Raw genomic sequence first — 25,566 nt, forward strand, 5'->3', positions numbered from 1 at the left:
GGATCGAGCATAGGGCGGCACCCTGCCCACGGCGTCCGGCGGCCGCCGCGCGCTCCCGCCTGGCGGCACACTGCGAACTCTCGGAACCTGGACCCTTTTCCCGTCAGGACTGCGAGAATCCCTAGCTATGACGTCGCTCGAAGACACCCGCTCCGCTGTCGGCCGCCGAGCGGCTCCCGAGACGCCCCTGACCCGCGAGGAGTTCACGGCGCACTGCGGCGCCGTCCTCGGGAACCTCACCCGCGTGATCGACGGCAAGTCGGCCGAGGTCTCGATGGCGCTGACGGTGTTCCTCGCCGGTGGGCACCTCCTGATGGAGGACGTCCCCGGCACCGGCAAGACGGTCCTGGCGAAGTCGCTGGCGGCCTCGGTCGGCGGCAGCGTCGCGCGCATCCAGTTCACGCCCGACCTGCTCCCCTCCGACGTCACGGGGGTCTCGGTCTACAACCAGGCGACCCGCGACTTCGAGTTCAAGCCGGGCCCGGTCTTCGCGAACATCCTGATCGGCGACGAGATCAACCGGGCCTCGCCCAAGACGCAGTCGGCGCTGCTGGAGTGCATGGAGGAGCGCCAGGTCTCGGTCGACGGCACCACCCACCTCCTCCCGCGCCCCTTCGCCGTGATCGCGACGCAGAACCCGGTCGAGATGGAGGGCACCTACTCGCTGCCCGAGGCCCAGCGCGACCGCTTCATGGCCCGCCTCTCGCTCGGCTACCCCGATGAGCGCGCCGAGCTCGAGATGATCCGCACCCGCGACTCGGCCAGCCCGCTCGAGGAGCTGCGGCCCGTCGTGGGCCTCGCCGAGCTCGAGCGGATGATGGCCTACGTGCGCTCCGTGTACGTCGCACCACCCGTGCAGGAGTACGTGGTGGCGATCATGCAGGCCACGCGGGTCGACCCCGAGCTGCGGCTCGGGGGGAGCCCGCGCGCCACGCTCCAGCTGATCGCCGCCGCGAAGGCTCTCGCCGCCCTCAGCGACCGCGACTTCGTGGTGCCGGACGACGTCGACGCGCTCGCCGTCCCCGTGCTCGGCCACCGCCTCCTGCCCGCCACGCGCCTCCCCGGCCGCTCCGGCGCCGGATCCTCGCACTCGGTCACCGAGATCGTGCAGCGCATCGTCGCGGCCACCCCCGTCCCCTTCGGCAACCGTGGCGACTGAGGCCCGCGCCGCCGAGACGCCGTCGTCCCGTCTCGGCGGTCTGCCCGCGCTCCGCGGGGTCGCGCTGACGCTGCGCGGCTGGGCGCTCGTTCTGCTGGGCGTCGCGGGAGTGGTGATCGCGCCGCTGACAGAGTTCCGCGAGCTGCTGTTCGTCGGCCTGGTGCTGCTGGGCCTGCCCCTGGGCGCGCTCGTCTCCCTGCTCCTGGCGCCGGCGTCGTTCCGAGTGCAGCGCCGCTTCGCTCCCCAGACCGTCGCGGCCGGCGACGTGGTGGAGGTCGACGTGCTGCTCGAGAACCGCGGCCGCGCCGTCCGCAGCGGGGCGCGCGCCCACGACCGGCTCGAGCGCGTGGAGCGCGGGGTCGTCGTCGGCCGGCCGGTCGCCGAGGGCGTCTTCGGGCTGCCGGGCGTCCCGTCGGGCGGCCGCGTGCGCGCCCGCTACCGTCTGCCCGCCGAGCGGCGCGGGATCCACCGCATCGGCCCGCTGCGCCTGGTGCGCGGCGACGGCCTCGGGCTCGCGCTCCGCGAGAGCGTCGTGGGGGCTGCGCAGCCGTTCGTCGTGACTCCGCGGGTCGTGCCGCTCCAGAGCGACGTCCTGGACGCGCACGGAGCAGGCGGATCGAGCCCGGTCGCGCACGCGACGGCCGGCGCCGGCACGGACGACGTGATCCCGCGCGACTACCGCCCGGGGGACGCCATGCGCCGGGTGCACTGGCGGGCGAGCGCCCGCTCCGGTGAGCTCATGGTCCGCCAGGACGAGCAGAACACCGATCCGCACGCGTGGATCCTCCTCGAGACCCGGGCCGAGCGCGTGCTCGAGCGGCGCGGCGACGACCGGCTCGAGTGGGCGGTGTCGATGACGGCCTCCCTCGCCGTGCACCTGCTCGACCGCGGCTTCGAGACCCACCTCGTCGAGACGGGTGCGGACGGCGAGCCGGAGCACTCGGAGGACGAGCGCGAGGTGGCGCACGACGTGCTGCTGCGCCTGGCCGAGCTGGCGCCCTCCCGCGAGTCGGTCGACGCGGTGACCCGGATCTCGGCCGACATGCGCGACACCGGGGGAGTGCGACCGGTCTTCGCCGTCCTCACCCGACTCCTCGAGTCGGACCTCGACGCCCTCGGCTCCCTGGCCGCGCAGTCGCGCCCCGCGATCGCCTTCGTCGTCGCCGGCACCGCTGAGGAGGAGGCGGCTCTCGCCTCGCTCGGCTGGTACGCGGTGTCCGTCGACCCGAGTGCCTCCGTCGAGGAGGCGTGGGCGCAGGCTCTCGCTCTGCGGGTGGTGGCGTGAGCCGCCGCGTCGAGAGCGATCCGCGCGCCGGGTCGGCTCCTCTGAGCGGTCTGCTCTTCCTCGCGATCACGGCCGCCGCCGCCGGGATCGGGCGGCTCCTCGTCGGCGTCGACTGGCTGGTGCTCCTCGCGAGCGCGGTCGCCGTGGTGCTCGGCGTCCCGGCCGCCGCCCGGGCTCTGCGCGTGCACCCCGTCGTCCCGCCGATCCTCGGCACGCTGACGATGGTCGGCGTGCTGACCGCGATGTTCGTGCCCGGTCGGGCCCTGCTGTTCGTGATCCCCACGCCCGGCGCCGTCGCGCAGGCGGAGGCGCTCGCGCAGGGCGGCTTCCAGTCCATCGCCCAGCAGGGGCTCCCGGCCATCGCCGACGACGGCATCTCGTTCCTCCTGATCGGCGGGGTGGTCGTGCTCGCCTGGGCGGCCGACCTGTTCGCCTTCTCCGTCCGCCTCCCCGCCCTGGCCGGTCTGTTCCCTGCGGCGCTGCTCGCGGTGCCGGCGATCGTGGACCCCTCCGAGGTGTCCTGGGCGAGCCTCGTCGTCACTGCGCTCGCCTACGCGGGCGTGCTCGCCGCCACGGCCGCCCCTCGCCGCCCGAGCGGCCCGAGCGCGGCCGCGGCCGTGCTGCCCGCCTTCGCGGCCGTGACCGCCGTCGTCCTGGGCGCGGGAGTCGTCGCCGGGTCGGCGGCAGGCTACGCGCGCACCACCGCCCCCTCGGGCGTCTCCGGCAGCCTCTTCAACGGCGCGATCGACCCGGTGGTCGCTCTCGGCGCGGACCTGCGCCGCCCGAACCCCGTGACCGTGCTGCGCTACGCCACCGACTCCGACCTGCCCGTCTACCTCCGCGTGCTGACCGTCTCGGACTTCGACGGTGACGACTGGGCGCCGAGCGAGACGGAGCAGACCGCTCCGATCGAGGCGCCGATCGCGCCCGAGGGGCTCTCCGAGAGCGTGCCGCGCGAGGCGGAGGAGGTCGACGTCTCGGTGGAGACGCTGCGGAGCCAGTGGCTCCCCGTGCCGTATCCGGTCTCGTCGCTGACGGGCGTCGGCGACGGCTGGCTCCAGGACGTGCAGGACGGCTCGATCCGCGGCGACGCGACGACCCGCTCCGGAGACGACTACCAGGTGCAGGCGCTGCGGCTCGAGCCCGACCCGCAGCAGCTGCTCGCCGCGCCCGCGCCGTCCGGCGTCGACCGGTACCTCTCGCTCCCCGACGACGTGCCCGAGATCGTCCGCACCACCGCCGAGGAGGTCACGGCGGAGGCTCCGACCGCCTACGACCGGGCGCGCGCGCTGCAGACGTACTTCCGCTCGTCCGAGTTCCGCTACTCCGAGGACACCCCCGCGGAGGAGGGCTACGACGGCGACGGAGTCGGCGTGCTCTCGGCGTTCCTGACGACGAAGGAGGGCTACTGCGTCCACTTCGCCTCGGCGATGGCGGTGATGGCGCGCGAGCTCGGGATCCCGTCGCGGCTCGCCATCGGCTACCAGCCCGGCTCCGTCGTGCCCTCCGGCGGCAGCGACCTGACCACCTACCGCGTCCTCTCCTCCGACCTGCACGCCTGGCCCGAGCTGTACTTCGAGGGGGTCGGCTGGCTGCCCTTCGAGCCGACGCCCAGCCGCGGCGCTCCGGCCTCGTACACCCTGCCGAGCGCGACGGCGTCCTCGGGCCCCACCGCCCCGGGCTCGACCGCGACCACCGCGCCCGGTGCGACCAGCGCTCCCGCCGCGACACCCACTCCGACGGCCGCGTCGGCGACGCCGACCCCCGGTGCCGTCGGCGCCTCGAGCACCACAGCGGCTCCCGCGGCCACGCTCTGGGTGCTGCTCCTGCTGCTCGTGCTCGTCCCCTGGCTGATGCGCGCCGTCCAGCGCGCGCTGCGGCGCCGGTCCGCGCGCTCCGGCTCCGTCGAGGCCGCGTGGGCCGAGCTGCTGGCGACCGCCCGCGACCTGGGCGTCCCCGTGGAGGACACGGAGTCTCCGCGCGCGCAGGAGGCCCGCATGGCTCCCGCCCTCGACCCCGGAGCGGCGGCACGTCTGCAGGGGCTCCGGGAGCGCGTCGAGCGCCGGCGCTACTCGCCGTCCGCGAGCGAGTCGGAGGCGTGGGACGACGCGACCGCCGTGGCCGCCGCGCTCCGCGGCTCCGCGAGTGCCGGTCGTCGGGTGCTCGCGTCGGTCGTGCCCCGCTCGGCGCTGGACCCGGTCGCCCGGCTCGCGCGTCCGAGGTCCGACCTATGATCGCTAGGTGATCCCGGACCCCCTCGACGCCTCGCTCGCGCCGCTGATCGGGCCGCGCACGGCGAGCGCGGTCGAGAAGGCCTTCGGGTACCGCACGGTCGGCGAGCTCCTGGGCCACTACCCGCGCCGCTACGCGAAGCGGGGCGAGCTGACGGCGCTCTCGCGTCTCCCCGTGGGAGAGAGCGTGACGATCGTGGCGGAGGTGCGCGAGGTGCGCGAGCGGCCGATGCGCAACCGGCGCGGCACCCTGCTCGAGGTCGTCATCTCGGACGGCTCAGGCACGCTCTCGCTGACGTTCTTCGGACAGCCCTGGCGCGCGGCGAAGCTCCACCGCGGCGTGCGCGGAATCTTCGCGGGTACGGTCTCGATGTTCCGCGACACCCCGCAGCTCACGCATCCCGACTACCGCTTGTTCGACGACGAGGAGGCCGCCGCGACGGAGACGGGAGGCGGTGAGCTCGCGAAGGACTGGGCCGAGCGGCCGATCCCGATCTACCCGGCGACCAGCGCGATCTCGAGCTGGCAGCTCCAGGCCGCGATCGGCGTGCTGCTGGACGGCTTGCGCGACGTGCCCGACCCGATGCCCGAGCAGGTGCGCGCCGGCCGCTCGCTGCTGGGCCTCGGCGAGGCGCTGGAGCTGATCCACCGCCCGCAGCGGGAGGGCGAGGAGGCGCAGGCGCGCGAGACGCTGCGCTTCCACGAGGCGTTCCTCCTGCAGCTCGCCCTGCTCGAGCGCCGGGCCTCGGCGCGCAGCAGCCCCGCGACCGCCCGCGTGCCCGGCCCCGGCGGGCTGCTCGAGCGCTTCGACGCCGCGCTGCCCTTCGCCCTCACCGGCGACCAGACCGCGGTGGGGCACGAGATCGCCGCCGATCTGGCTGCCGAGAGCCCGATGACCCGGCTGGTGCAGGGCGAGGTCGGCTCCGGCAAGACCCTCGTCGCGCTCCGGGCGATGCTCGCCACGGCCGAGAGCGGCGGTCAGGCGGCTCTGCTCGCTCCCACCGAGGTGCTCGCGGGGCAGCACCTCCGCTCGATCGCGAGGACCCTCGGCCCGGAGCTCGCGGCCGAGCTGGTGCCGACCCTCCTCACCGGCGGGCTGGGGGCGGCGCAGCGCCGTGCGGCCCTCCTCCGGATCGTGTCGGGCACGGCGAAGATCGTCGTCGGCACGCACGCCCTCCTCGGCGACGCGGTCTCCTTCTACGACCTGGGCCTCGTCGTGATCGACGAGCAGCACCGCTTCGGCGTGGACCAGCGGGACGCTCTGCGCCGGAAGGGCGCCACCCCGCCGCACGTGCTGGTGCTGACCGCCACGCCCATCCCGCGGACCGTCGCCATGACGGTCTTCGGCGATCTCGACACCTCGACCATCCGCGAGCTGCCCGCCGGTCGCCCCGGCATCACGAGCCACGTGGTCCCGCTCGCCGACCACCCCGCGTGGATCGCGCGGGCCTGGGAGCGCGCCGAGGAGGAGATCCGCTCGGGCCACCAGGTCTACCTCGTCTGCCCGGCGATCGAGCCGGGGGAGCCCGCCGAGGGCGCGCAGCCGCCCGAGGAGGACGCCGCCGCGCCGCTCACGACCGTCGCGGCGACGCTGGAGGGCGTGCGCGCGCATCCGCTGCTCGGGAAGCGCCGGTCGGCCGCGCTGCACGGGCGGATGACGACGGAGGAGAAGGACGCCGTGATGCGCTCCTTCGCCGCGGGGGAGATCGACGTCCTGGTGTCGACGACGGTCATCGAGGTCGGCGTGGACGTGCCGAACGCCTCGATGATGGTCGTGCTCGACGCGGAGCGGTTCGGAGTGTCGCAGCTGCACCAGCTCCGCGGGCGCATCGGGCGCGGCGGCGTCGCGGGGGTGTGCCTGTTCGTGACGGCGGCGGAGGCGGGGACGGTCGCGCGCGAGCGGGTGGAGGCGGTCGCCGCGACGCTCGACGGCTTCGCGCTCGCCGAGGTCGACCTCGAGCTGCGCCGCGAGGGCGACGTGCTGGGCGACTCGCAGTCCGGCGGGCGCTCGTCGCTCCGCCTGCTGCGGGTGGTGCAGGACGCCGACGTGATCGTGGAGGCGCGGGCGCTGGCCGAACGGCTCCTCGCGGAGGATCCGTCGCTCGCCGCGCACGACCGGCTCCGTGCTGCGCTCGAGCGCCGCGTGCAGGACCGCGACCGGGAGTTCCTCGCCAAGAGCTAGGCGGTGCCCGCCCGCTACTCTGTCGGCATGGCCCGCATCGCCGTCGTCCCCGGCTCCTTCGACCCCGTGACCCTCGGTCATCTCGACGTGATCGAGCGGGCCGCGCGCCTGGTCGACGAGCTGCACGTCGTGGTGGTGCACAACCCCGCCAAGACCGCGCTGCTGCCGATCGCCCAGCGCGTCTCGCTCATCGAGCAGTCGATCGCGGAGGCGGGCGTCGAGGGACGGATCGTCGTCGCCTCGTGGAGCATGGGCCTGCTCGTCGACTACTGCACCGACGTCGGCGCGAGCATCCTGGTGAAGGGCATCCGCTCGCAGGTCGATGTGGCTTACGAGACCCCCATGGCGATCGTGAACCGCAACCTCGCGCACGTCGAGACGGTGTTCCTGCTGCCCGATCCCGCGCACGCCCATGTGTCGAGCTCGCTGGTGCGGCAGGTCTCCTCCCTCGGCGGCGACGTCGCCCCCTACGTGCCGCCCGCGGTCGCCGCGTACCTCGCCGCCGGCTGAGGCGCCGCCGATCGTCCACTCGGGTGATCTCGGGCCGTGGACCCGTGCGCCCGCGGCAGCCGGGAGAATGGACCGGTGAGCGAGACGCGCGTGCAGGCCTGGGCCCTCGACGGCATCCCGGAGGTGACTCCCGGTGACGACCTGCTCGAGCTGATCCTCGAGGCCGTCGCCGCCGCCGCCGAGGAGGACCGGCCCGCGGACGGCGACATCCTCGTGGTCACGAGCAAGATCGTCTCGAAGGCGGAGGGGCGCGTCGTCGCCGCGACCGACCGCGAGGACGCGATCACGGCCGAGACCGTCCGCGTCGTCGCCACCCGGGCGCACGGCTCCGGCGTCACCCGCATCGTCGAGAACCGCCTCGGGATCGTCCAGGCGGCGGCCGGAGTCGACGCCAGCAACGTCGCGGAGGGGACGGTCCTCCTCCTCCCCCTCGACCCGGACGCCTCGGCGCGGGCCCTCTGCGCGGGCCTCCGGGAGCGGCTCGGCGTGGAGGTGGGCGTGCTCGTCAGCGACACCCTGGGCCGCGCGTGGCGGGTCGGGCAGACCGACGCGGCCATCGGGGCCTCCGGCGTCCTCGTGATCGACGACCTCCGCGGCGGAGTCGACGCCCTGGGGCGCACGCTGGGAGTGACCATGCCGGCCGTCGCGGACGAGATCGCCGCGCTCGGCGACCTGGTGAAGGGCAAGGCGAGCGGACGCCCCGTCGCCGTCGTCCGCGGGCTCGCCCGCCTGGTGACGAGGGTCGAGAGCCCGGGTGCCCGCACGCTGACCCGCACGGGCCCCGACGACATGTTCCGCCTCGGCGCCGACGAGGCCTTCGCCGAGGGCTTCGCGGCCGGAGCAGCCTCGCGCGAGGAGCGCGCGTGACCGGCTGGAGCGCGGTCGTCGTGTTCAAGGGCCGCGGCGGCTCGAAGACGCGCCTCGACGTGCCGGGCCGCGCGGCGCTGGCGGAGGCGTTCCTCCTGGACACGCTCGCCGCCGTGGCCGCCGCGGAGCCGGTGGCGAGCCTTCTCCTGGTCACCTCCGACGCCGGTGCGGCCGACCGCGCACGGGCGGAGCACCCGCAGCTGGTGGTGGTGCCCGACCCGGGGACCCTCGACGCCGCCGTGTCCGGGGGGGCCGAGGCCGCCCTCCACCGCCGGCCGGGCGCCCCGGTGATCGTGCTGACCGGGGACCTGCCCGCCCTGCTGCCGTCGGACCTCTCCGAGGCGCTCGCGACGCGGTCGCTCCCGGCCGTCGTCCCGGACCGCGAGGGGAGCGGCACCACGGCGCTCCTGCTGGCGGCCGGAGCCCTCGTCGCTCCGGCGTTCGGCCCGGGCTCGCTGGCCCGGCACCGCGACGCGGGCTGCGCCGTCGTCGTGCTGCCCGGCTCGTCGACGCTGAGGCTGGACGTCGACACGCTCGCCGATCTCGGAGACGCGGAGGAGGCCGGCGTCGGCCCGCACACCTCCCGCGCGCTGGCCGCAGCGGCCTGACGCGCAGGGAGTCCGAGCCGCGGACACGGTCAGCCGGCGAGCAGCCCCGCCTCGAACGCCGCCGTCAGGCTCGCGTCGATCGCGAGCGGTGCGCCGTCGACCGAGCGGACGGGGATCGCCCGCCGGGTGCTCGACACCAGCCACGCCGCATCGGCACCGGTGAGCGCCGTGACCGGCAGCTCGCGGCGCGACGACGCGAGCCCGCGGCGCTCGCCCAGCGCGAGAACCCGCTCGACCGTCGTGCCGGCGAGCACGCTGCTCGAGAGCGGCGTCGCGAGCACCCCGTCGCCGAGGAGCACCAGGCTCGACGTCGCCCCCTCGAGGAGAAGCCCGTCGCTCGTGCGCCAGACCACGTCGTCCGCGCCCCGGGACGCCGCCTCGCGCAGCGCCGCCCGGGTGACGGCGCCCGAGGTGGTCTTGACGCCGGGGAGCAGCCACGGCGCGAGCGGACCGCTCGCGTACCCGCGGTCCAGCACGACGACGGCCGCGCCCTTCTCCCGGAGCGCGCTCGAGTCGGGAGTCGGAGCCGCGCGCACGGTGCACCGGGCGGAGTCGCCCGACCCGTGGGCGGCGATGAAGCGGACCGTCAGGTCGTCGACCCGGTCGTGCTCCGCCACGGCGAGGTCGACCGCTCGGGACCAGAGGGGCGCCTCCGGGATCGTCAGCCCGACGGCCCGGGCCGATCCGGCCAGCCGCGCGAGGTGCTCGCCGAGCGCGCGGGGACGTCCGTCGAGGACCGCGACGGTCTCGAAGACCCCGTCGCCGCGGAGGTAGCCCGCCTCGTCGACGCGGACGAGCGGACCCTCCGGGTCGCGGAGGACGACGGCGCCGGAGGTGATCTCGACCAGGACGGGGGTGCTCATCCGCCCATCCTGCCCCCGGCGGAGCCTCAGCGGGGGAGGAGGCCGCTCGCCACGTCGGACGGCTCGACGATCTCGCGCCACGGCTCCGGCCGGAGTCCTGCCGAGCCGAGCACGTCGGCCCCGGCGAGGAGGTCCACGTCGAGACCTGTCAGCTCGCCGATCGCGGCGACCGGCAGCTGGAACGTCCTGAAGCCGCCGAGCGGCACCAGGCCCTCGCGCACGCGCTCCACGAGCTCGCTCTGGTCGAGCAGGTACGCGCTCGTCGCGAGCGTCGATCCGTCCGGGCTCCAGCCCGCGATCTTCCAGAAGCGGCGGGGGATGCCCGTACCGCGGTAGACCGGGTCGTCGTCCGCGAGCACGGGCCCGGTGAAGACGCTCAGGCGCGTGCGCCAGGTCTGCGCGTACTCGAGCACCAGCGTCTCGAGCCCGAGCCACAGCTCCTGCGACTGGTTGAAGCCGCTCGCCTGGGGCGCGGCGTTCGTGTAGCAGAAGCTGTCGCGGTTGGCCGCGGCGGCCTCGTCCCGTTCGCCCCAGACGGGGTCGCGGCGGCGGACCAGGTGGCCGCGGTCGAGGTCGTTGCGGGCGTACACCTCCGGCCCGGTCTGCTCGGAGGCGGGGATGCGGTCGTCGAGGTGCCAGTCGTCGCCTCGGCCGAGCTCGACCAGGCGCGCGCCGTCGATGTTCACGGCCGTCGAGACGGCCAGGCGCCGCTCCGGATCCAGCAGCACCTCGAAGTGCGTGTACGGCAGGAGCCGCACCGGGCGCTCGACCCTCAGGCGCGGCGCCGCCGCGGGGACGCCGAGGAAGTCCGCGTCGAAGCTCACTCCTCGACCTCCGCCGTCGGAGTCGCCGTGGCTGTCGCTGTCGGGGTCGCCGTGGGCGTCGCCGGGGGAGCCTCTGTCGCGGGGACTCCCGTGCCGGTCGGAGCCGGAGCCGGTGCCTGGGTGGCGGGAGCCGGGACCTGCGACCCGTTGCTGATCAGCAGGGCGATGTCGGAGTAGCGCGCGACGGTCGTGCCCGCGGCCGGGTCGGTGCCCGCCACCACGCCGGCCGGGAGCGACGAGTCGATGGTCGCCCCCTCCTCGACGTCGAAGCCGAGGTCCTCCAGCGCCTCCGTGGCGTCGTCGACCGAGCGGCCGGAGACGGTCGGCACGGCGATCTGGCGGCCGTTCAGCAGGGCGCTGCTGGGCTCCTCGAAGTCGTCTCCGCCGTACTTCTGGTCGGCGCGGGTCATCACCGAGTTCCAGATGTAGTGGCGGATGTTGGAGGCGTACGGGCGGCTCTCGAGCTCCGAGTTCGGGAAGCGGACCTCGCGCATCGAGGTGTGGCCGTCGATGTTGCCCACCCAGACCACGGTCGCGACGCGCGAGCTCGCGCCGTCCATCCAGGTCGACTCCGCGTTGTCGGTGGTGCCCGTCTTGCCGATGTGCTCGATGCCGTCGTCCGGGTCGGACTGGGCGGCCGTGCCGCCGGTGACGACGCGCTGCAGGGCGTAGTTCGCGACCGCCGTCAGCTCGGGGCTGAGGGCCTGGTTGCAGGTGGAGGTCGGCGGCTGGACGGCGGCGCCGGTCGCGTCGGTGATCGAGTCGATGGCGATCGCGGAGCAGGCGGTGCCGTTGTTGGCGAAGCCGGCGAAGGCGGTGACCATCGAGAGGGGGGAGATGAGCGTGTCCGAGCCGAGGACGGCGGACGGCTTGTAGTCGACCTCGCCGCCGTCGGCCGCCTTCACGCCGAAGCCGACCGCGCGGTCGCGGATCGCGCAGAGGTCGAGCTGCTGCGCCATCGAGACGTAGACGGTGTTGATCGACTGCATCGTGCCGGTCAGCACGCTGTAGCTGCCGTTCTCGCTGTCGTCGTTGTTGACCTCGTAGGAGGTGTCGAGCTCGCCGCCCGGTGCGCAGCTGGCGGGGAAGCCCGAGAAGGTGCGCTCGCGGCCGTTGATCGTCTCGTTCAGGGTGCGTCCGCTCGCGAGCCACTGCGCGAGCGTGAACACCTTGTAGGTCGATCCGACCTGGAACCCGGCGGAGCCGCCGTAGGCCGTGTCGGTGTTGAAGTTGACGGCGGAGAAGTTCGCGCCGTTGACGGCGCCGGCCGCGTCGTAGTCCTTGTTCTGCACCATCGCCAGGATCCGGCCGGTGCCGACCTCCATCGAGACGGTCGCGCTGCCGATGTTGGTGTCGAGGGTGGGGACCTTGGGGACGGCGTTGTTCGTCGCGTTGGCCGCGGTGTCCTGCAGGTCGCGGTCGAGCGTCGTGTAGATCTTGTAGCCGCCGCGCTGGAAGTTCGCGAGGCGGGTGTCCGCGTCGTCGCCGAACGCCGGGTCGTTCTGGACGACGCGGGTGATGTAGTCGCAGAAGAAGGCCGCGTTGCCGGCGGTCTGGCAGCCGGTGGGCGTCTGCGTGATCGCGGGGACGACCTCCTCGGCGACGGCGGCGTCGTGGTCGGCCTGCGAGATCTTCCCCTCCTGCAGCATCTGGTCGAGGACGTAGTCGCGGCGGACCTTGTTGTCCGGGATGTTCTCGGGCTGGTCGATCCTGAGGCCGTTGGGGTTGTTGACCGTGGCGATCAGGCTGGCGGCCTGCGCGAGGCTCAGGTCGGCCGCGCTGGTCGAGAAGTAGTACTCGGCCGCCGCCTGGATGCCGTAGACCTGGCCGCCGAAGCCCGCGATGTTGAGGTAGCCGAGGAGGATGTCGTCCTTGCTGTACTTCTTCTCGAGGTCGACGGCGAGCTTCATCTCCTTGAGCTTGCGGCTCGGAGTGGTCGCGGTCGCCTCCTCGTAGGCGGCCTCGGAGGCCGCCTCGTCGGTCGCGCTCAGCGACTCCGCCTTCTGCACGAGGACGTTCTTGACGTACTGCTGAGTGATGGAGGATCCGCCCTGGAGGTCCCCGCCGACGATGTTGCTGAGCACCGCGCGGATCGTGCCCTGCAGGTCGACGCCGCCGTGGTCGTAGAAGCGCGGGTCCTCGGTCGAGACCGCCGCGTCCTTCACGGACTGGCTGACCTGGTCGAAGGCCACCTCCTCGCGGTTCTGCGCGTAGAAGGAGGCGAGCAGCTCGTCCGAGCCGTCGGTGCGCTTCGCGTAGATCTCGGTCTTCTGGGCCAGCTGGCCGAGCTCGAGGTACTCGGGCACCGTCTCGAACAGCCCGATCGGGTTGTTCTCGGCGAGACCGGTGACGGCGAGGGCGGGAGTGACCCCGACCGTGATCAGCAGGCCCCCGGCGAGGCTGGCTCCGACGATCCCGAGGACCCGGGCGAGCACGCCGCCGCGGGCGGTTCCTTGCGCAGACATGGCTACGAGAGTAGGCGACGAGTCTGGATCCGTCGTGCGGCCGCGCTCGCGGGCCCGGATGCCCGCCCTCCCGGCCCCGGGAACGGCGGCCGCCGGTACGGTGAGCGGGTGACCAGAGCCCGAGCATGACCGCCTCCGCCGACCCCGCCGAGACGCGCCGCCGCGCGGTGCTCGTGGTGGCCGTCCTCGCCTCCTTCGTCGCCTTCCTCGACGGCACCGTCGTCAACGTCGCCCTGCCCGCCATCACCCGCGAGCTCGGCGGCGGGCTCGCGGTGCAGCAGTGGGTGGTCGACGGGTACCTGATCACGCTCGGCGCGCTGATCCTCGTGGCCGGCTCGCTCGCCGACCGCATCGGCCGGGCCCGCAGCATGACCATCGGCCTGATCGGCTTCGGCGTCACCTCGCTGCTGTGCGCGCTGGCCCCCACCGCCGAGGTCCTCATCGTGGCGCGGATGCTCCAGGGCGCCGCCGGCGCGATCCTCGTGCCCAGCTCGCTCGCCCTCATCATCGCGACCGTCCACGGCGCCGCGCAGGCCCGGACGATCGGCGCGTGGACGGCCTGGACCGGCACGGCGACGATCGCCGGCCCCGTGCTCGGCGGCCTGCTGGTGGACGCGGGCTCGTGGCGGTACGTCTTCGCGCTCAACCTGCTGCCGATCGCGGTGACGCTGGTCCTGCTGCGCAGGCTCGGCGCGGTCGACTCGGGGACCCGGGTGCCGATCGACGGCGTCGGCGCGGTGCTCGGGGTGATCGGCCTGGGAGGGCCGGTGTTCGCGCTGATCGAGCAGGAGCGGCTCGGGATCCAGCATCCGCTCGTGCTGACCGCCCTGATCGGGGGAGTCGCCGCCCTCGTCGCGTTCGTCGTGTGGGAGCGGCGCGCGGCGCATCCGATGCTGCCGCTGTCGCTCTTCGCGTCGCGGAACTTCACCGTCGGCAACGTCTCGACGGCGTTCGTCTACGGCGCGCTCTCCTTCGGCTTCTTCGCGCTGGGCCTGTTCCTCCAGCAGACCCTGGGCTTCTCGGCGACCCTGGCCGGGCTCGCGACGCTCCCGCCGACGATCCTGCTGCTCCTGCTCTCGCAGGTCTCCGGGTCGCTGTCGGCGCGATTCGGCCCGCGGCTCTTCATGGGCGTCGGACCGCTGATCGCCGCGGCCGGGTTCCTCCTGCTCTCCTTCGTCGACGAGGGCGCCGACTACGCCACGCAGCTGCTGCCGGGGATCCTCCTCTTCGGCTTCGGCCTCGCGGTGACGGTCGCCCCGCTGACCTCGACGATCCTCGGCGCGGTCGAGGACGGGCACAGCGGAGTCGGCTCCGCCGTGAACAACGCCGTCTCGCGCATCGCGGGGCTGGTCGCCATCGCCGCGACCTCGCTCGTGGTCGGCGACTCGCTCGACGTCGAGGGCTTCTCCCGTGCCGCCGTCGCGACCTCCGCCCTCCTGGTCGCCGGCGGCGTCGTCTCCCTCCTCGGCATCCGCAACCCGGCTCCCGCCGACCGCTGACGACCGCTCCGGGGAGCGGCACCGACCCCCGTCCGGGGTGCGGCGCCCCGTGTTCACGCGGTGTCCGCCGATCCTTCGACGGAACGTGGATGAAATAGTTGTCGCTACATGGAATACTGATCGACGTCGATGCGCTTGCATACATCGGACGGGGACGCTCTCCCCGCGACGACCGTCACACTCGAGGAGAAACCATGACCGACACCGTCACCATCCCCGGCTACAAGGCCGGCACCTGGGTCATCGACCCCACCCACAGCGAGGTCGCGTTCAGCGTCCGCCACCTGATGATCAGCAAGGTCAAGGGCAAGTTCGAGCGCTTCACCGCCACGTTCACCACCGGCGAGAACCCGCTCGACTCCAAGGTCGAGGCCACCGCCGAGGTCGCCTCCGTCAACACCAACGAGCCCAACCGCGACGGCCACCTCCGCACCGGCGACTTCTTCGAGGCCGAGAAGTACCCGGAGATCCACTTCGTCTCGACCGCCGTCCGCCCGAACGGCGACGACTTCCTCGTCGACGGCGAGCTCACCATCAAGGGCACCACCAAGCCCGTCACCTTCGAGGTGGAGTTCGGCGGCTTCGGCACCGACCCCTACGGCAACTACAAGGCCGGCCTCACCGCCAAGGCCACCATCGACCGCACCGACTTCGGTCTGACCTACAACGCGGCCCTCGAGACCGGTGGCGTGCTCATCGGCGAGAAGGTCACCATCACCCTCGACCTGCAGGCCGCCCACCAGGCGTAGTCCGAGCCGATCGACCGGAGCCGTCCCTCCCCCCGGGGAGCGGACGGCTCCGTCGTTCCCGGAGCCGGTGCGGGATCAGAGGATGCCGAGCTCCGTCAGCTGCTCGGAGATGCCGGCGCCGTCGGGCGCGAAGACCCAGGTCGTGCCGCTGGTCAGAGAGCGGTCCTCGCCCTTGGAGCGGCCTCCCGCGAGCACCGCCTCGCCTGTGGAGAGCTGGCGGATCGCGATCGCCGCGACCTTGTCGGGGTGCTCGTCCGCGAAGTCGGAGTAGATCTCCTCGTCGTGCTGCCCGTCGTCGCCGACCAGCAGCCAGCGCACGTCCGGGAACTCGGCCGCGAGTCGGCGGAGGTTCATCTCCTTGTGCTGCTTGCCGCTGCGGAACCAGCGGTCGTGCGTCGGGCCCCAGTCGGTCAGGAGGAGCGCTCCGGCCGGGTACAGGTGCCGCGACAGGAAGCGGGTGAGCGCCGGGGCGACGTTCCACGCGCCGGTGGAGAGGTAGATGACCGGGGAGCCCTCGTACTGCCGGGCGAAGCGGTCGAGGAAGACCGCCATGCCGGGCGTGGGCATCCGGGCGTGCTCGTCGAGCACGAAGGTGTTCCAGGCGGCGACGAAGGGGCGGGGGAGCGCGGTGACCATCACTGTGTCGTCCACGTCCGACACGACGCCCAGCCGCGCCTCCGGACGCACGATGAAGACGGGCGCCTCGACGGGCTTCGAGCCCGCGGTCGAGAAGGTGATGGTGTGCCAGCCGGGCTCGAGCGTGATCGGGAGGTCCGCGTCGACGACTCCGCCGCGGTCGGCCGTCACCCGGTGGGTCTGCCCGTCGGCCTCGACGGTCACGACGGCCCCGCTCACGAAGACGCTGGTGAAGCTCCGCCAGCCGCGCACGCCCTCGACGGGGCGGACCTCCTCGACCCCGGGAGGGGTCGGCCGCGTGTAGAGGACGCGGGCCAGGACGCGCAGCTGCGTCGTCGAGCCGTAGCCGGTGTAGGGGATGACCCTAGGGACGTAGCCCTTGCGCTTCACGCGCCTCATCCGGAAGGAGTGGAGTCGGTCCTCGAGGCGGGCGGCGCGGTGCATGACCTCCGCCTTGCCTGCGCTCAGGGGCTTGCTCTCGGGCGTCAGCGGCATCCGCCCAGTCTGTCAGACCGGATGCCGGACCGCGGATCGCGCTCTCACGCGATCGTCAGGCTCCGGTGGGCTCGATCAGCTCGGGGCCGTTCGCCGAGACGGAGCCCACGGCTGCACCGACGCCGTGCACCTCGAGCTCCTCGGCCAGCTCGGCCGCACCCTCGGCGGCCGCGCGCAGCAGCTCGCCGTCCCCGGGGGGCGCCGGGTCCAGCCAGTCCTCGATCAGCTCCGGCTGCAGCAGCACGGGCATCCGCTCGTGCACCTCGGCGAGCGGCCCGGCGGAGGGGCGGGTGAGGACCGTCGCCGAGAGCAGCCACGGAGAGCCCGGCTGGGCCGAGCGCCACCACTCGTAGAGACCGGCGAACAGGAGGAGCGAGCCCTCGCCCGGCGAGACGTAGACGGGTGCCTTCGCCCCGTCCGCGCCGACCCGCCACTCGTACCAGCCCGAGGCGGGCACGATCGCGCGCCGGGAGGCGTAGGACTCGCGGAACGACGGCTTCTCGGCGACGGACTCGATCCGCGCGTTGAACAGCGGCGGCCCCGCGGACGGGTCGGCGGCGGAGCGGGGCACCAGGCCCCAGCGGGCTCCGGCGAGCCGGCGCCGCGGCGGGCTGCCCTCCTCGACCCCCTTCATCGACTCCGCGACGACGGCGATCCGCTGGGTCGGCGCGATGTTCCAGGACGGCTCCGGAAGGTCGGCGCCCGGCTCGTCGATGTCGAAGAGCGCCACCAGGTCGGCGGTGGTCTGCGAGAGGACGAAGCGTCCGCACATGGTTTCTCCCGGGTGTATCGGACCCGCGGAGCCGTCGCCCTTCCGGGGGCGCGAAACACGAGGGACTTTCGATGAGACGACCCCGACCGGCGGTCGCCGTGCGTACGATTGTAGGAACCACGACCGAAGGAGCCCGCCGTGCCTCTTGGAAACCTCGTCGATCGACCGTTCGGTGAATCGTCCCAGGTCCGCAACGAGCCGGTGCAGGTGCGCAGCGCCGCCCGTCTCGCCTCGCTGCTCGACGCGGCGGCCGCCGTCGTCGACGAGGTCGGCTTCGACCGCCTGACCACGGCGATGGTCGCCGAGCGCGCGGGAGCCGCGATCGGCACGGTCTACCGCTACTTCCCGGACCGCATCGCCGTCCTCCAGGCGCTGCGCGAGCGGGCCCTCGAGCGCTTCCGCCGCCGCGTCATCACCGAGATCCGCGACACCCACCCGGGCAACTGGTGGGGCGCGGTCGACTGCGCGATCGACGCCTTCTGCGAGATGCACCGCAACGAGCCGGGCTTCCGCTCCATCCGCTTCGTCGACACGATCCACGCCCCCGAGGTCGCGGGCGAGGCGTTCGAGGCCGGCTTCTTCGCCCGCCGCTTCGCCGAGATCCTCGCGTCCGAGTACGGCCTCCCGGGCGGCGCGCAGCTGTCCTTCCGCCTCGAGGTGACCATCGAGGTCGCGGACGCGCTGCTCACGCGGGCGTTCCTCATCGACCCCAACGGCGACCAGCGCTTCATCGACGAGAGCCGCTCGCTGCTGCGCCACTACATGACCTCGCACTACGGAGCCGTCGAGGAGTCCTGACCGGCTAGGACTGTCAAGGCCCTAGTCGCTCCCGGAACATCCCGCAACACTTCGCGGTCCGGGTTGGCAGGCGGCTGCTATTGGTGTTTTCCTTGCCGCCTGGCCCCGTTCGGGGCCGCGGGCCGTGCAACGGCCGGACGCGCGGAGCGAGAGCGGGCACAGTCGTGGACCAGGGACAGATCGGCGCGCACACCGCCGGACGGCGGGCGGCCTCGTGATCGAGTTCCGCAACGTCAGCAAGCAGTACCCGGACGGCACGCGGGCGGTCGACGACTTCTCACTCGTGCTGCCCTCCCGGCAGACGACCGTCTTCGTCGGCTCCTCGGGCTGCGGGAAGACCACGATCCTCCGCATGATCAACCGGATGATCGAGCCGACCTCCGGCACCATCGAGATCGACGGCGAGGACATCTCGTCCCTGCCCGCCGTCGCGCTCCGCCGCCGCATCGGCTACGTGATGCAGAACTCCGGCCTCCTGCCGCACCGCAAGGTCATCGACAACATCGCGACCGTGCCGAGGCTGAACGGGGTCGCCAAGAAGCAGGCGCACGCCCGCGCGCTCGAGCTGATGGACACGGTCGGACTGGACCGTGCGCTCGCCGCCCGGTACCCCAGCCAGCTCTCCGGCGGCCAGCAGCAGCGCGTCGGGGTGGCGCGGGGCCTGGCGGTCGACCCGAACATCCTGCTGATGGACGAGCCGTTCGGCGCGGTCGACCCTCTCGTGCGCGCCGACCTGCAGCGCGAGACCCTGCGGCTCCAGGACGAGCTCGACAAGACCGTGGTCTTCGTCACCCACGACATCGACGAGGCGTTCCTCCTCGGCGACCAGGTCGTCATCCTCGAGAAGGGCGGCCGGATCGCGCAGAAGGGCTCGCCCGCCGAGATCCTGGCGAACCCCGCGAGCGAGTTCGTCGCCGGCTTCGTCGGTGCCGACCGCGGCAAGCGCTCGCTCCGGATCGAGGAGCGCGACGGCGCCCGCATCGTGGTCGACGGCGACGGGCGCCCGACCGGAGTGCTGCGCGCGCAGGACGGCCCCGCCGCGTGAACTGGGTCGTCAACAACACGGACGCGATCGTCGCGAACCTGCTGGCGCACCTGGCCCTGTCGGTCCCGCCGATCCTGCTCAGCTTCCTCGTCTCGCTGCCGTTCGGCTGGTTCGCGAACCGCTACCGCTGGAGCCGCGGCACCCTGCTGACAGGGCTCGGCGTGCTCTACGCCATTCCCTCGCTGGCCATGTTCATCCTGCTGCCGGTCCTGCTGGGCATCCCGCTCCGCTCGACCGCCAACGTGATCACGGGCCTCACCCTCTACGGCGTCGCGCTGATGGTCCGCACCACCTCGGACGCACTGGGCGCGGTGTCGGACGACGTCCGCCAGTCGGCGACCGCGATGGGCTACTCCGGCTGGGCGCGCTTCTGGCGGGTCGAGTTCCCGCTGGCCGGTCCGGTCCTGCTCTCGGGCCTGCGCGTGGTCACGGTCAGCACGGTCAGCCTGGTGACGGTCGGCGCGGTGCTCGGGATCCAGAGCCTCGGCCTGCTCTTCACCGACGGCTTCCAGCGCGGCATCACCGGTGAGATCGTCACGGGCATCGTCCTCACGATCGTCCTCGCGCTGGTACTCGACGGACTGCTGGTGCTGATCGGCCGTCTCCTCATGCCCTGGACGGCTCTGGACCGCACGCGCCGCTCGCGCAGACCGGTCGCGGTCGAGAGGGCGGTGACGTCGTGAACCTCATCGCCGAGGCCTTCGCCTGGATCGCCGACCCCGCGCACTGGACCGGGGTCTACGCGATCCCGACCCGTATCGCCCAGCACGTCGGCATCAGCCTGCTGGTGCTCGTGATCGCGGCCGCGATCGCGATCCCGATCGGCTACCTGATCGGGCACACCGGGCGCGGCAAGGGCATCGCCGTGCCGGTCGCAGGCGGTCTGCGCGCTCTGCCGACGCTGGGCGTGCTCGTCCTCGCGGCGATGAGCCTGGGGCTCGGCCTCGGCGCTCCGGTGATCGCCCTCGTCGTGCTCGCGATCCCGTCGGTGCTCGCCGGCGCGTACTCCGGGCTCGAGGCGGTCGACCGCCGCACGGTCGACGCGGCGCGCTCGATGGGCATGACCGAGTGGCAGATCCTGACGAAGGTCGAGATCCCGCTGGGGCTGCCGCTGCTGATCGGCGGGCTCCGCTCGGCGGCGCTGCAGATCATCGCGACCGCCACGCTCGCCGACTACATCGGCGCCGGCGGCCTCGGGCAGTACATCTTCCGCGGAGTGAAGTCGGGGGACTACCCGCAGATGCTCGCCGGCTCGATCCTGGTGATCGTGCTGACGCTCCTCAGCGAGGTCCTCTTCGCCCTCCTCCAGCGGCTCGCCGTGCCGCGCGGAGTCGTGCTCGGCCTGGCCGGCACCGCCGGCCGCACAGGTTCCCGCGCTTCGTCGCCCCGACGACGCGCGGTGATGGGAATCCCCATCGAAGAAGGGAAATAGCAATGTTCACAGCACATTTCACGAAGGGCCGTGTCGCGCTCAGCGCACTCGCGGTCGGTGCCGTCGTGGCACTGGCAGGGTGTTCCTCGAGCGATCCGCTCGATGAGGGATCGGGTGCGACTGCGGGCAGCGAGACCATCGTGGTCGGCTCGCAGGACTACTACTCGAACGAGATCCTCGCCGAGATCTACGCGCAGGCGCTGGAGAACGACGGCTTCACCGTCGACCGCCAGCTGCGCATCGGCCAGCGCGAGATCTACCTGCCCGAGATCGAGAGCGGATCCATCGACGTCTTCCCGGAGTACGACGGCAGCCTCCTGCAGGCGCTCGAGCCCGACGCGACGGCCACCACCGCCGACGACGTGTACTCCGCGCTCGGCGACGCGCTGCCCGACGGCCTCCGCGCCCTCGACGCCGCCGAGGCCAGCGACCAGAACTCGTACACCGTCACCCAGGCCTTCGCCGACAAGTGGGACCTGACCGACATCGCGTCGCTCAAGAACGTCACCGACCCGATCGTGGTCGGCGGCAACTCCGAGCTGCAGACGCGGCCCTACGGGCCCGACACCCTGCAGTCGAAGTACGGCATCACGACCACCTTCCAGGCGATCGAGGACAGCGGCGGATCGACCACCGTCGACGCGCTCACCAGCGACCAGATCCAGCTGGCGAACGTCTACACGGCCGACCCGAACATCCAGAAGAACGACCTCGTCGCTCTCGAGGACCCGGACGGACTGTTCGTGGCCGACAACGTCGTGCCGATCGTCTCGAGCAAGATCACGGACGACGCGGCCGAGGTGCTGAACGCGGTCAGCGCGAAGCTCACGGCGGACGACCTCGTCGCCCTCAACTCCGAGAGCGTCAACGAGCAGAAGTCCGCGTCCGCGATCGCGGGCGAGTGGCTGAAGTCGGCGGGTCTCGTCGACTGATCCTCCCCGGATCCACGCCCGGAGGCGCGTCACTCGTCGAGGTGACGCGCCTCCGCTCTGTTCAGGAGCTTCTTCCCGAGGAGCACGAGCAGGGCGAAGACGACGATGACGCCCACGAAGACGTAGCCGGCGCCGTGCAGGCTCTCCGAGAGCTCCCGGTAGCTGCCGGCCGCGGCCGCGCCGACGCCGACGTAGGCGGACGACCAGAGCACGCACGCCGGGATCGTCCAGGCCATGAAGGTCCGGTAGCGCATCCCGCTCATCCCCACCGTCAGCGGGATCAGCGAGTGCAGCACCGGCAGGAATCGCGAGAGGAACACGGCGAACCCGCCGCGCCGCGCGAGGTAGCGCTCGGCCTTCAGCCAGTTCTTCTCGCCGAGCCGGCGTCCCAGGCGCGACGCGCGGATCCGCGGCCCGAACCAGCGGCCGAGGTAGAAGCCGACGGACTCGCCGCAGAGGGCGCCGATGACGACCGTGACGGCCAGCGCCGCGAACTGCAGCGGGCTGGTCACGCCGGTCGCGCTGACGATCACGATCGTGTCGCCGGGGACGACGAGGCCCGCCAGGATCGTGGTCTCGAAGAAGATCGCGAGTCCGGCGAGGAGCGTCCGCCAGACCGGGGGGACGCTGACGACGAAGTCCAGGATCCCGGTGAAGGTGTCGTTCACCGGGCGCCCCTGCCCGCCGGGGACTCGATCGGGGGCTGGGGCCGACGGCGGCTCCGGATGCTCGGCATGGCTCGATCGTAGGGGCGCACGGCTGGGCGGCGGCAGGGCTGCGCCCGGGAGGCCGGTGGACGCCGGGCGGTCAGGGGACGGCGACGAGCGCGGAGGCCGCCGGGCCGGTGCCGTTCGCCGTGACCGCCTGCACCGAGAGGGTGTAGCTGCGGCCCGGGACCAGCTTCGTGAAGGTCTGCGAGCGCTTGGTTGCGGCGACCACGGCGCTCCAGGCTCCGGCTCCGCTCGTGTCGGACCCGTCGCGCGACACCCGGTAGCCGGTGACCGCCGAGCCACCGGTCCCCGCGGGGGGCGACCACGCGAGCGTCGCCGTGCCGTCCGAACCCGCCGTGGCGGTGACGGCGGTCGGAGCGCCGGGGAGCCCGGCGGCGACGAGGGTCGCCGTCAGCGTGGTGCTGCTCCCGGGAGTGACGACGCTGTGCGAGGCGGCGCCGCCGTCCGACCAGGACGAGAACCGGTAGGCCGTGCCCGACGCGTCGGTCTGGTCCGGGACCTCCAGCTGGAGGGCCGAGCCCGCCCACGAGACGACGGTCGTGCCTCCGGCGACCTCGGTGCCGTTGACGACGACCGCCCGGCCGGCGGGAGCGGTGGCCAGGGTGACGGAGACCTTCTGCGGGGAGAACGTCCGCGTCGCCGTCGTCGACACTCCGCTCGAGTCCGTCGCCGTGACGCTGATCAGGAGGTCGCTGTCCGCGGCGGCGGCGAGGTCCTCCGGGCCGGGGGCGACGAAGGAGAGGTCGTTCCCCGTCAGCGGCCCGAGGAAGGGATGCGTGTGCTGAGCGTGGCGGCGCTGGACGGTCCAGGTGAGCGCCGAGGCGGGCAGGACGCCGTCCTCGGCGTCGGTCGCCGTGGCGCGGAGGCCGTAGCTCCGGCCCGTCACGAACACCCCTCCGTCGGCGGGTGCGGTGATGCTCACCGTCGGGGCACTGCCGCCCGAGGTGATCCTCGTCGTCGCGGGTGCGGAGACGGCTCCCTTCGGATCGCGGACGCGGAGGGACGCGGTCCAGCTGCCGGCGGCGTAGCTGTGGGTGAAGGTCGGGCCGGTCGTGATGCGGTCGGGGGTGCCGTCGCCGAACGACCACAGGTAGGTCAGGGCACCGCCCTCCGGGTCGCTGCTGCCCGAGCCGTTCAGCCGCGCGGCGAGAGGAGCCGCGCCGGAGGAGGGGGCGGCGGTGAGGGTCGCGGTCGGGGCGCGGTTCGCCGCGGCGGTGTAGGCGAGGCGCCGGACCTCGCCGCCGTTCGCGTAGCTGGTGTAGAAGAGGTCCTGGGTCCCGCGCGAGGGACCGAAGGCCATGGCGACGGCGCTGCTGCCGCCGAGGCCGGTCACGAGGTCGCCGGCCGCGCCGGTGCGGCCGAGGGTCCGGATCTTCCCGCACACGTAGTCGCCGAAGAGGTACGCGCCGTCGTAGGCGGCCGGCCAGACGCCGCGGGGGACGTAGGCGCCGCCCGTGATCGAGGCGCAGCCGCTGCTGTGCGCGTAGTCGTGGACCGGGTCGGTGAGCCCGGCGGGCGCCACGGCTCCGCAGTTCGAGGCCGAGCCGGTCTTCGCGCAGTGGCCCTCACGGGTGTTCCAGCCGTAGTCGGCGCCGGCGACGCCCTGGTCGATCTCCTCCCAGGCGTCCTGGCCCACGTCGTTGATGCGGAAGACGGTGCCGGTCGCGTTCGGGTCGAAGGCCATCCGGAACGGATTGCGCAGGCCGCTCGCGAAGGTCTCGCGGCAGCGCACGCCCGCGGCGGCCGGGGCGAGCCGGCAGGAGGCGGTCCCGGTGCCCAGGTAGGGGTTGCCGGCCGGGACGCCCCCGGTGAGGGTGATCCGGAGGATCTTGCCGTTCAGGATGTTCGGGTCGCGGGCGGCGTCGTTCCGGCCGCCGCAGCCGCTGCCGCCCGGCGAGCCGACTCCGCCGCGGTAGTCGCAGCCGCCGTCGCCGACGCTGACGTAGAGCAGGCCGTCCTTCCCGATGGCGAGGTCGCCGCCGTTGTGGTTGCTCGCGGGGGAGTAGATGCCGTCGAGGAGGACGCGCTCGGAGGCCGGGTCGATGCGGTCGTCGGTGCCGAGCTGGAACGAGGAGACGCGGTTGCGCGGGGCTCCCGCGGGGTTCACCGTGCCGCCGGCGTTGGTCGGGCAGGAGGAGTCGGAGCCCTTCGCGGTGTAGTAGACGACGACGGTGCGCGATCCCGGTGCCGGGTCGACCGCGAGGCCGAGCACGCCGCGCTCGCCGTTGGCGCAGACCTTCGAGCGCAGGTCGAGGGCCGGGGTGGCGACCAGGCCGCCGGCGCGGATCACCCGGATCGCGCCGGTCTGCGAGGAGACGAGGGTGCGCCCGTCGGTCGTGAAGGCGAGGGCGGTCGGCGCGGGGACGGCCGCCACCCGCGAGTCGGTGAAGCCGGCGGGCACGACGGGAGCGGCGGACGCCGGACCCGCGGGCCCGGCGACGAGCGCGGCGGCCGTGATCGCCAGGACGGTGAGCAGGGCGAGACCACGGGGGCGGATCCTCGAGCGGGGCATCGGTGACTCCGAGACGGTCGGCGCTGCTGAGCGAGCGGCGGTCTGCGGCGGTGCAGAGGGCGCTGTCGGCGATGACGCGGGGCCAGGATAGGCGCGCGCGACGGAGGGGCCGTGTCCCCCTTCAGGGTCAACACTGGGGGCTCCGGGCGCGGTGTCCCCGGGCCGCTCACGTCGCGCGGGGCTGCTGTGCGGCGGCCCGCCGGCTCACTCCAGAGCGGGCAGGACCACCGCGCGGACCGCCTCCGAGAACCGGGCGTAGCCGGCCTCGTCGAAGTGCAGGCCGTCGTCGACGAAGAGGGAGGGGTCGACAGAGCCGTCGGAGGTGACGAGCGCGTCGGCGGTGGGGACGAAGGTGACGCGGCCGTCCGTCTCGGCGTAGGCGCTGACCGCGGTGTTGGCGGCGCGGACCTCGGCGCCGACGGAGGCGCGGGCGGGCGTCTCCGCGATCTCGACGTAGAACAGCTCGGCGTCGGGGGCGACCTCCTCCACGCGCTGGAGGTACTCGACGACGGCGCCGGCGGTCTGGGCGCCGGTGCGCGAGCCCTCCTCGCCGCTGATGTCGTTCGCTCCCACGTACACGATCACGGCGCGGGGATCGAAGGGGGCGACCATGCGGTCCAGCCACGCGAGGTGATCGGCGACGGTCGTGCCGCCGATCCCGATGTTGTAGGTCTCGAGCGGGCGCAGGTCCTCCTTGGAGGTCGTCCAGCGGCCGATCGTGGAGCTGCCCGTGAGGACGATGCTGTGCTGCGGGAACCCGGCGGCGAAGCGCTTCTCGAGACCGGCGACGCGCTCGGCCATGTCGACGGAGGAGGTCGGGCCGGGGTCGGGGGAGCTCGCGGCCGGAGCGCCCGCGCCTCCGCTCCGCGAGGCGAGCGAGAGGGCGATGCCCGCGCCGGCGAGGACCAGCGCGAGCACCAGCAGCGCGACCAGGAGGCGGAGGCGGATGCGGCGGGGGTCGGGGGCGGAGC

General features: G+C 73.4%; 22 protein-coding genes. 14 read left to right on the top strand and 8 right to left on the bottom strand.

Annotated features, from left to right (window positions below; genetic code table 11):
• Window positions 1-127 precede the first annotated feature (127 nt).
• The 7 genes from C5C56_RS03895 (at window position 128) to cofC (ending at window position 8,842) form a co-directional block, all read left to right on the top strand.
• Window positions 128-1,159, top strand: a complete 1,032-nt coding sequence (locus tag C5C56_RS03895) for a MoxR family ATPase (protein ID WP_104225624.1) — start codon at window positions 128-130, stop codon at window positions 1,157-1,159.
• Complete coding sequence (locus tag C5C56_RS03900; RefSeq protein ID WP_104223099.1) at window positions 1,149-2,444, top strand: DUF58 domain-containing protein; 1,296 nt, start codon at window positions 1,149-1,151, stop codon at window positions 2,442-2,444. The genes C5C56_RS03895 and C5C56_RS03900 overlap by 11 nt, the downstream gene beginning before the upstream one ends.
• Complete coding sequence (locus tag C5C56_RS03905) at window positions 2,441-4,678, top strand: DUF3488 and transglutaminase-like domain-containing protein (protein ID WP_104319134.1); 2,238 nt, start codon at window positions 2,441-2,443, stop codon at window positions 4,676-4,678. The genes C5C56_RS03900 and C5C56_RS03905 overlap by 4 nt, the downstream gene beginning before the upstream one ends.
• 7 nt (window positions 4,679-4,685) lie before the next feature.
• Complete coding sequence (locus tag C5C56_RS03910) at window positions 4,686-6,857, top strand: ATP-dependent DNA helicase RecG (protein ID WP_374952905.1); 2,172 nt, start codon at window positions 4,686-4,688, stop codon at window positions 6,855-6,857.
• A gap of 27 nt (window positions 6,858-6,884) precedes the next feature.
• Window positions 6,885-7,367: a pantetheine-phosphate adenylyltransferase gene (gene coaD, locus C5C56_RS03915; RefSeq protein WP_104223138.1), complete on the top strand. Its 483-nt coding sequence runs from the start codon at window positions 6,885-6,887 to the stop codon at window positions 7,365-7,367.
• A gap of 75 nt (window positions 7,368-7,442) precedes the next feature.
• Window positions 7,443-8,234, top strand: coding sequence for a coenzyme F420-0:L-glutamate ligase (gene cofE / locus C5C56_RS03920; protein WP_258065562.1), 792 nt, complete (start codon window positions 7,443-7,445; stop codon window positions 8,232-8,234).
• Window positions 8,231-8,842, top strand: coding sequence for a 2-phospho-L-lactate guanylyltransferase (cofC, locus tag C5C56_RS03925; protein ID WP_104225626.1), 612 nt, complete (start codon window positions 8,231-8,233; stop codon window positions 8,840-8,842). The genes cofE and cofC overlap by 4 nt, the downstream gene beginning before the upstream one ends.
• A gap of 29 nt (window positions 8,843-8,871) precedes the next feature.
• Here cofC and C5C56_RS03930 read toward each other — a convergent pair whose 3' ends face one another.
• The 3 genes from C5C56_RS03930 to C5C56_RS03940 are packed head-to-tail and all read right to left on the bottom strand — an operon-like array spanning window position 8,872 to window position 12,994.
• Window positions 8,872-9,705: an aminotransferase class IV gene (locus C5C56_RS03930; RefSeq protein WP_104319135.1), complete on the bottom strand. Its 834-nt coding sequence runs from the start codon at window positions 9,703-9,705 to the stop codon at window positions 8,872-8,874.
• A gap of 26 nt (window positions 9,706-9,731) precedes the next feature.
• Complete coding sequence (locus tag C5C56_RS03935) at window positions 9,732-10,529, bottom strand: DNA/RNA non-specific endonuclease (protein ID WP_258063152.1); 798 nt, start codon at window positions 10,527-10,529, stop codon at window positions 9,732-9,734.
• Window positions 10,526-12,994: a transglycosylase domain-containing protein gene (locus tag C5C56_RS03940; protein ID WP_104319136.1), complete on the bottom strand. Its 2,469-nt coding sequence runs from the start codon at window positions 12,992-12,994 to the stop codon at window positions 10,526-10,528. Before C5C56_RS03940 ends, C5C56_RS03935 begins: the two co-directional genes overlap by 4 nt.
• Window positions 12,995-13,119: 125 nt before the next feature.
• On the opposite strand from C5C56_RS03940, the gene C5C56_RS03945 reads away from it, so the two are divergent.
• Together C5C56_RS03945 and C5C56_RS03950 are read left to right on the top strand one after the other, a co-directional pair.
• A complete protein-coding gene (locus C5C56_RS03945) occupies window positions 13,120-14,493 on the top strand; it encodes a DHA2 family efflux MFS transporter permease subunit (RefSeq protein WP_104225629.1) in 1,374 nt (457 codons plus the stop codon).
• Window positions 14,494-14,687: 194 nt separating this feature from the next.
• Window positions 14,688-15,242: a YceI family protein gene (locus tag C5C56_RS03950; RefSeq protein ID WP_104223105.1), complete on the top strand. Its 555-nt coding sequence runs from the start codon at window positions 14,688-14,690 to the stop codon at window positions 15,240-15,242.
• A 75-nt stretch (window positions 15,243-15,317) separates the two neighbouring features.
• Here the strand turns inward: C5C56_RS03950 and C5C56_RS03955 are convergent, their stop codons facing one another.
• Window positions 15,318-16,373, bottom strand: a complete 1,056-nt coding sequence (locus tag C5C56_RS03955; protein ID WP_258065563.1) for an App1 family protein — start codon at window positions 16,371-16,373, stop codon at window positions 15,318-15,320.
• A gap of 55 nt (window positions 16,374-16,428) precedes the next feature.
• Entirely contained in the window at window positions 16,429-17,145 is a 717-nt protein-coding gene (locus tag C5C56_RS03960) for an SOS response-associated peptidase (RefSeq protein ID WP_104255134.1), read from the bottom strand.
• A gap of 138 nt (window positions 17,146-17,283) precedes the next feature.
• Between C5C56_RS03960 and C5C56_RS03965 the strand changes: the two genes are divergently transcribed.
• The 5 genes from C5C56_RS03965 to C5C56_RS03985 all read left to right on the top strand — a co-directional run bounded on the left by C5C56_RS03965 (window position 17,284) and on the right by C5C56_RS03985 (window position 21,352).
• On the top strand, window positions 17,284-17,943 hold the full coding sequence (locus tag C5C56_RS03965) for a TetR/AcrR family transcriptional regulator (RefSeq protein WP_104223107.1): 660 nt from the start codon (window positions 17,284-17,286) through the stop codon (window positions 17,941-17,943).
• Window positions 17,944-18,157: 214 nt separating this feature from the next.
• Window positions 18,158-18,988, top strand: a complete 831-nt coding sequence (locus C5C56_RS03970; RefSeq protein WP_104225631.1) for an ABC transporter ATP-binding protein — start codon at window positions 18,158-18,160, stop codon at window positions 18,986-18,988.
• Window positions 18,985-19,671: an ABC transporter permease gene (locus tag C5C56_RS03975; RefSeq protein ID WP_104223109.1), complete on the top strand. Its 687-nt coding sequence runs from the start codon at window positions 18,985-18,987 to the stop codon at window positions 19,669-19,671. The genes C5C56_RS03970 and C5C56_RS03975 overlap by 4 nt, the downstream gene beginning before the upstream one ends.
• Entirely contained in the window at window positions 19,668-20,420 is a 753-nt protein-coding gene (locus C5C56_RS03980) for an ABC transporter permease (RefSeq protein WP_104319137.1), read from the top strand. Before C5C56_RS03975 ends, C5C56_RS03980 begins: the two co-directional genes overlap by 4 nt.
• Before the next feature lie 2 nt (window positions 20,421-20,422).
• Complete coding sequence (locus tag C5C56_RS03985; RefSeq protein WP_104223111.1) at window positions 20,423-21,352, top strand: ABC transporter substrate-binding protein; 930 nt, start codon at window positions 20,423-20,425, stop codon at window positions 21,350-21,352.
• A gap of 29 nt (window positions 21,353-21,381) precedes the next feature.
• Here C5C56_RS03985 and C5C56_RS03990 read toward each other — a convergent pair whose 3' ends face one another.
• The 3 genes from C5C56_RS03990 to C5C56_RS04000 all read right to left on the bottom strand — a co-directional run.
• The gene (locus C5C56_RS03990; RefSeq protein WP_104319138.1) at window positions 21,382-22,020 is read right to left on the bottom strand and encodes a DedA family protein; all 639 of its coding nucleotides are present in this window, start codon (window positions 22,018-22,020) and stop codon (window positions 21,382-21,384) included.
• 139 nt (window positions 22,021-22,159) lie between these two features.
• Window positions 22,160-24,595, bottom strand: a complete 2,436-nt coding sequence (locus tag C5C56_RS03995) for a PQQ-dependent sugar dehydrogenase (RefSeq protein WP_104319139.1) — start codon at window positions 24,593-24,595, stop codon at window positions 22,160-22,162.
• 204 nt (window positions 24,596-24,799) lie between these two features.
• A partial coding sequence (locus C5C56_RS04000; protein WP_104319140.1) for a GDSL-type esterase/lipase family protein occupies window positions 24,800-25,566 on the bottom strand: 767 nt, incomplete at its 5' end.

It is taken from the genome of Rathayibacter sp. AY1D1, from assembly GCF_002932635.1.
In the GTDB taxonomy this organism is placed as follows: domain Bacteria; phylum Actinomycetota; class Actinomycetes; order Actinomycetales; family Microbacteriaceae; genus Rathayibacter.

Excerpts from the sequence above, each read along its gene's own strand:
- C5C56_RS03895 (WP_104225624.1), top strand. The coding sequence starts at position 128 with ATGACGTCGCTCGAAGACACCCGCTCCGCTGTCGGCCGCCGAGCGGCT.
- coaD (WP_104223138.1), top strand. The coding sequence starts at position 6,885 with ATGGCCCGCATCGCCGTCGTCCCCGGCTCCTTCGACCCCGTGACCCTC.
- C5C56_RS03930 (WP_104319135.1), bottom strand. The coding sequence starts at position 9,705 with ATGAGCACCCCCGTCCTGGTCGAGATCACCTCCGGCGCCGTCGTCCTC.
- C5C56_RS03940 (WP_104319136.1), bottom strand. The coding sequence starts at position 12,994 with ATGTCTGCGCAAGGAACCGCCCGCGGCGGCGTGCTCGCCCGGGTCCTC.
- C5C56_RS03945 (WP_104225629.1), top strand. The coding sequence starts at position 13,120 with ATGACCGCCTCCGCCGACCCCGCCGAGACGCGCCGCCGCGCGGTGCTC.
- C5C56_RS03950 (WP_104223105.1), top strand. The coding sequence starts at position 14,688 with ATGACCGACACCGTCACCATCCCCGGCTACAAGGCCGGCACCTGGGTC.
- C5C56_RS03955 (WP_258065563.1), bottom strand. The coding sequence starts at position 16,373 with ATGCCGCTGACGCCCGAGAGCAAGCCCCTGAGCGCAGGCAAGGCGGAG.
- C5C56_RS03960 (WP_104255134.1), bottom strand. The coding sequence starts at position 17,145 with ATGTGCGGACGCTTCGTCCTCTCGCAGACCACCGCCGACCTGGTGGCG.
- C5C56_RS03985 (WP_104223111.1), top strand. The coding sequence starts at position 20,423 with ATGTTCACAGCACATTTCACGAAGGGCCGTGTCGCGCTCAGCGCACTC.
- C5C56_RS03995 (WP_104319139.1), bottom strand. The coding sequence starts at position 24,595 with ATGCCCCGCTCGAGGATCCGCCCCCGTGGTCTCGCCCTGCTCACCGTC.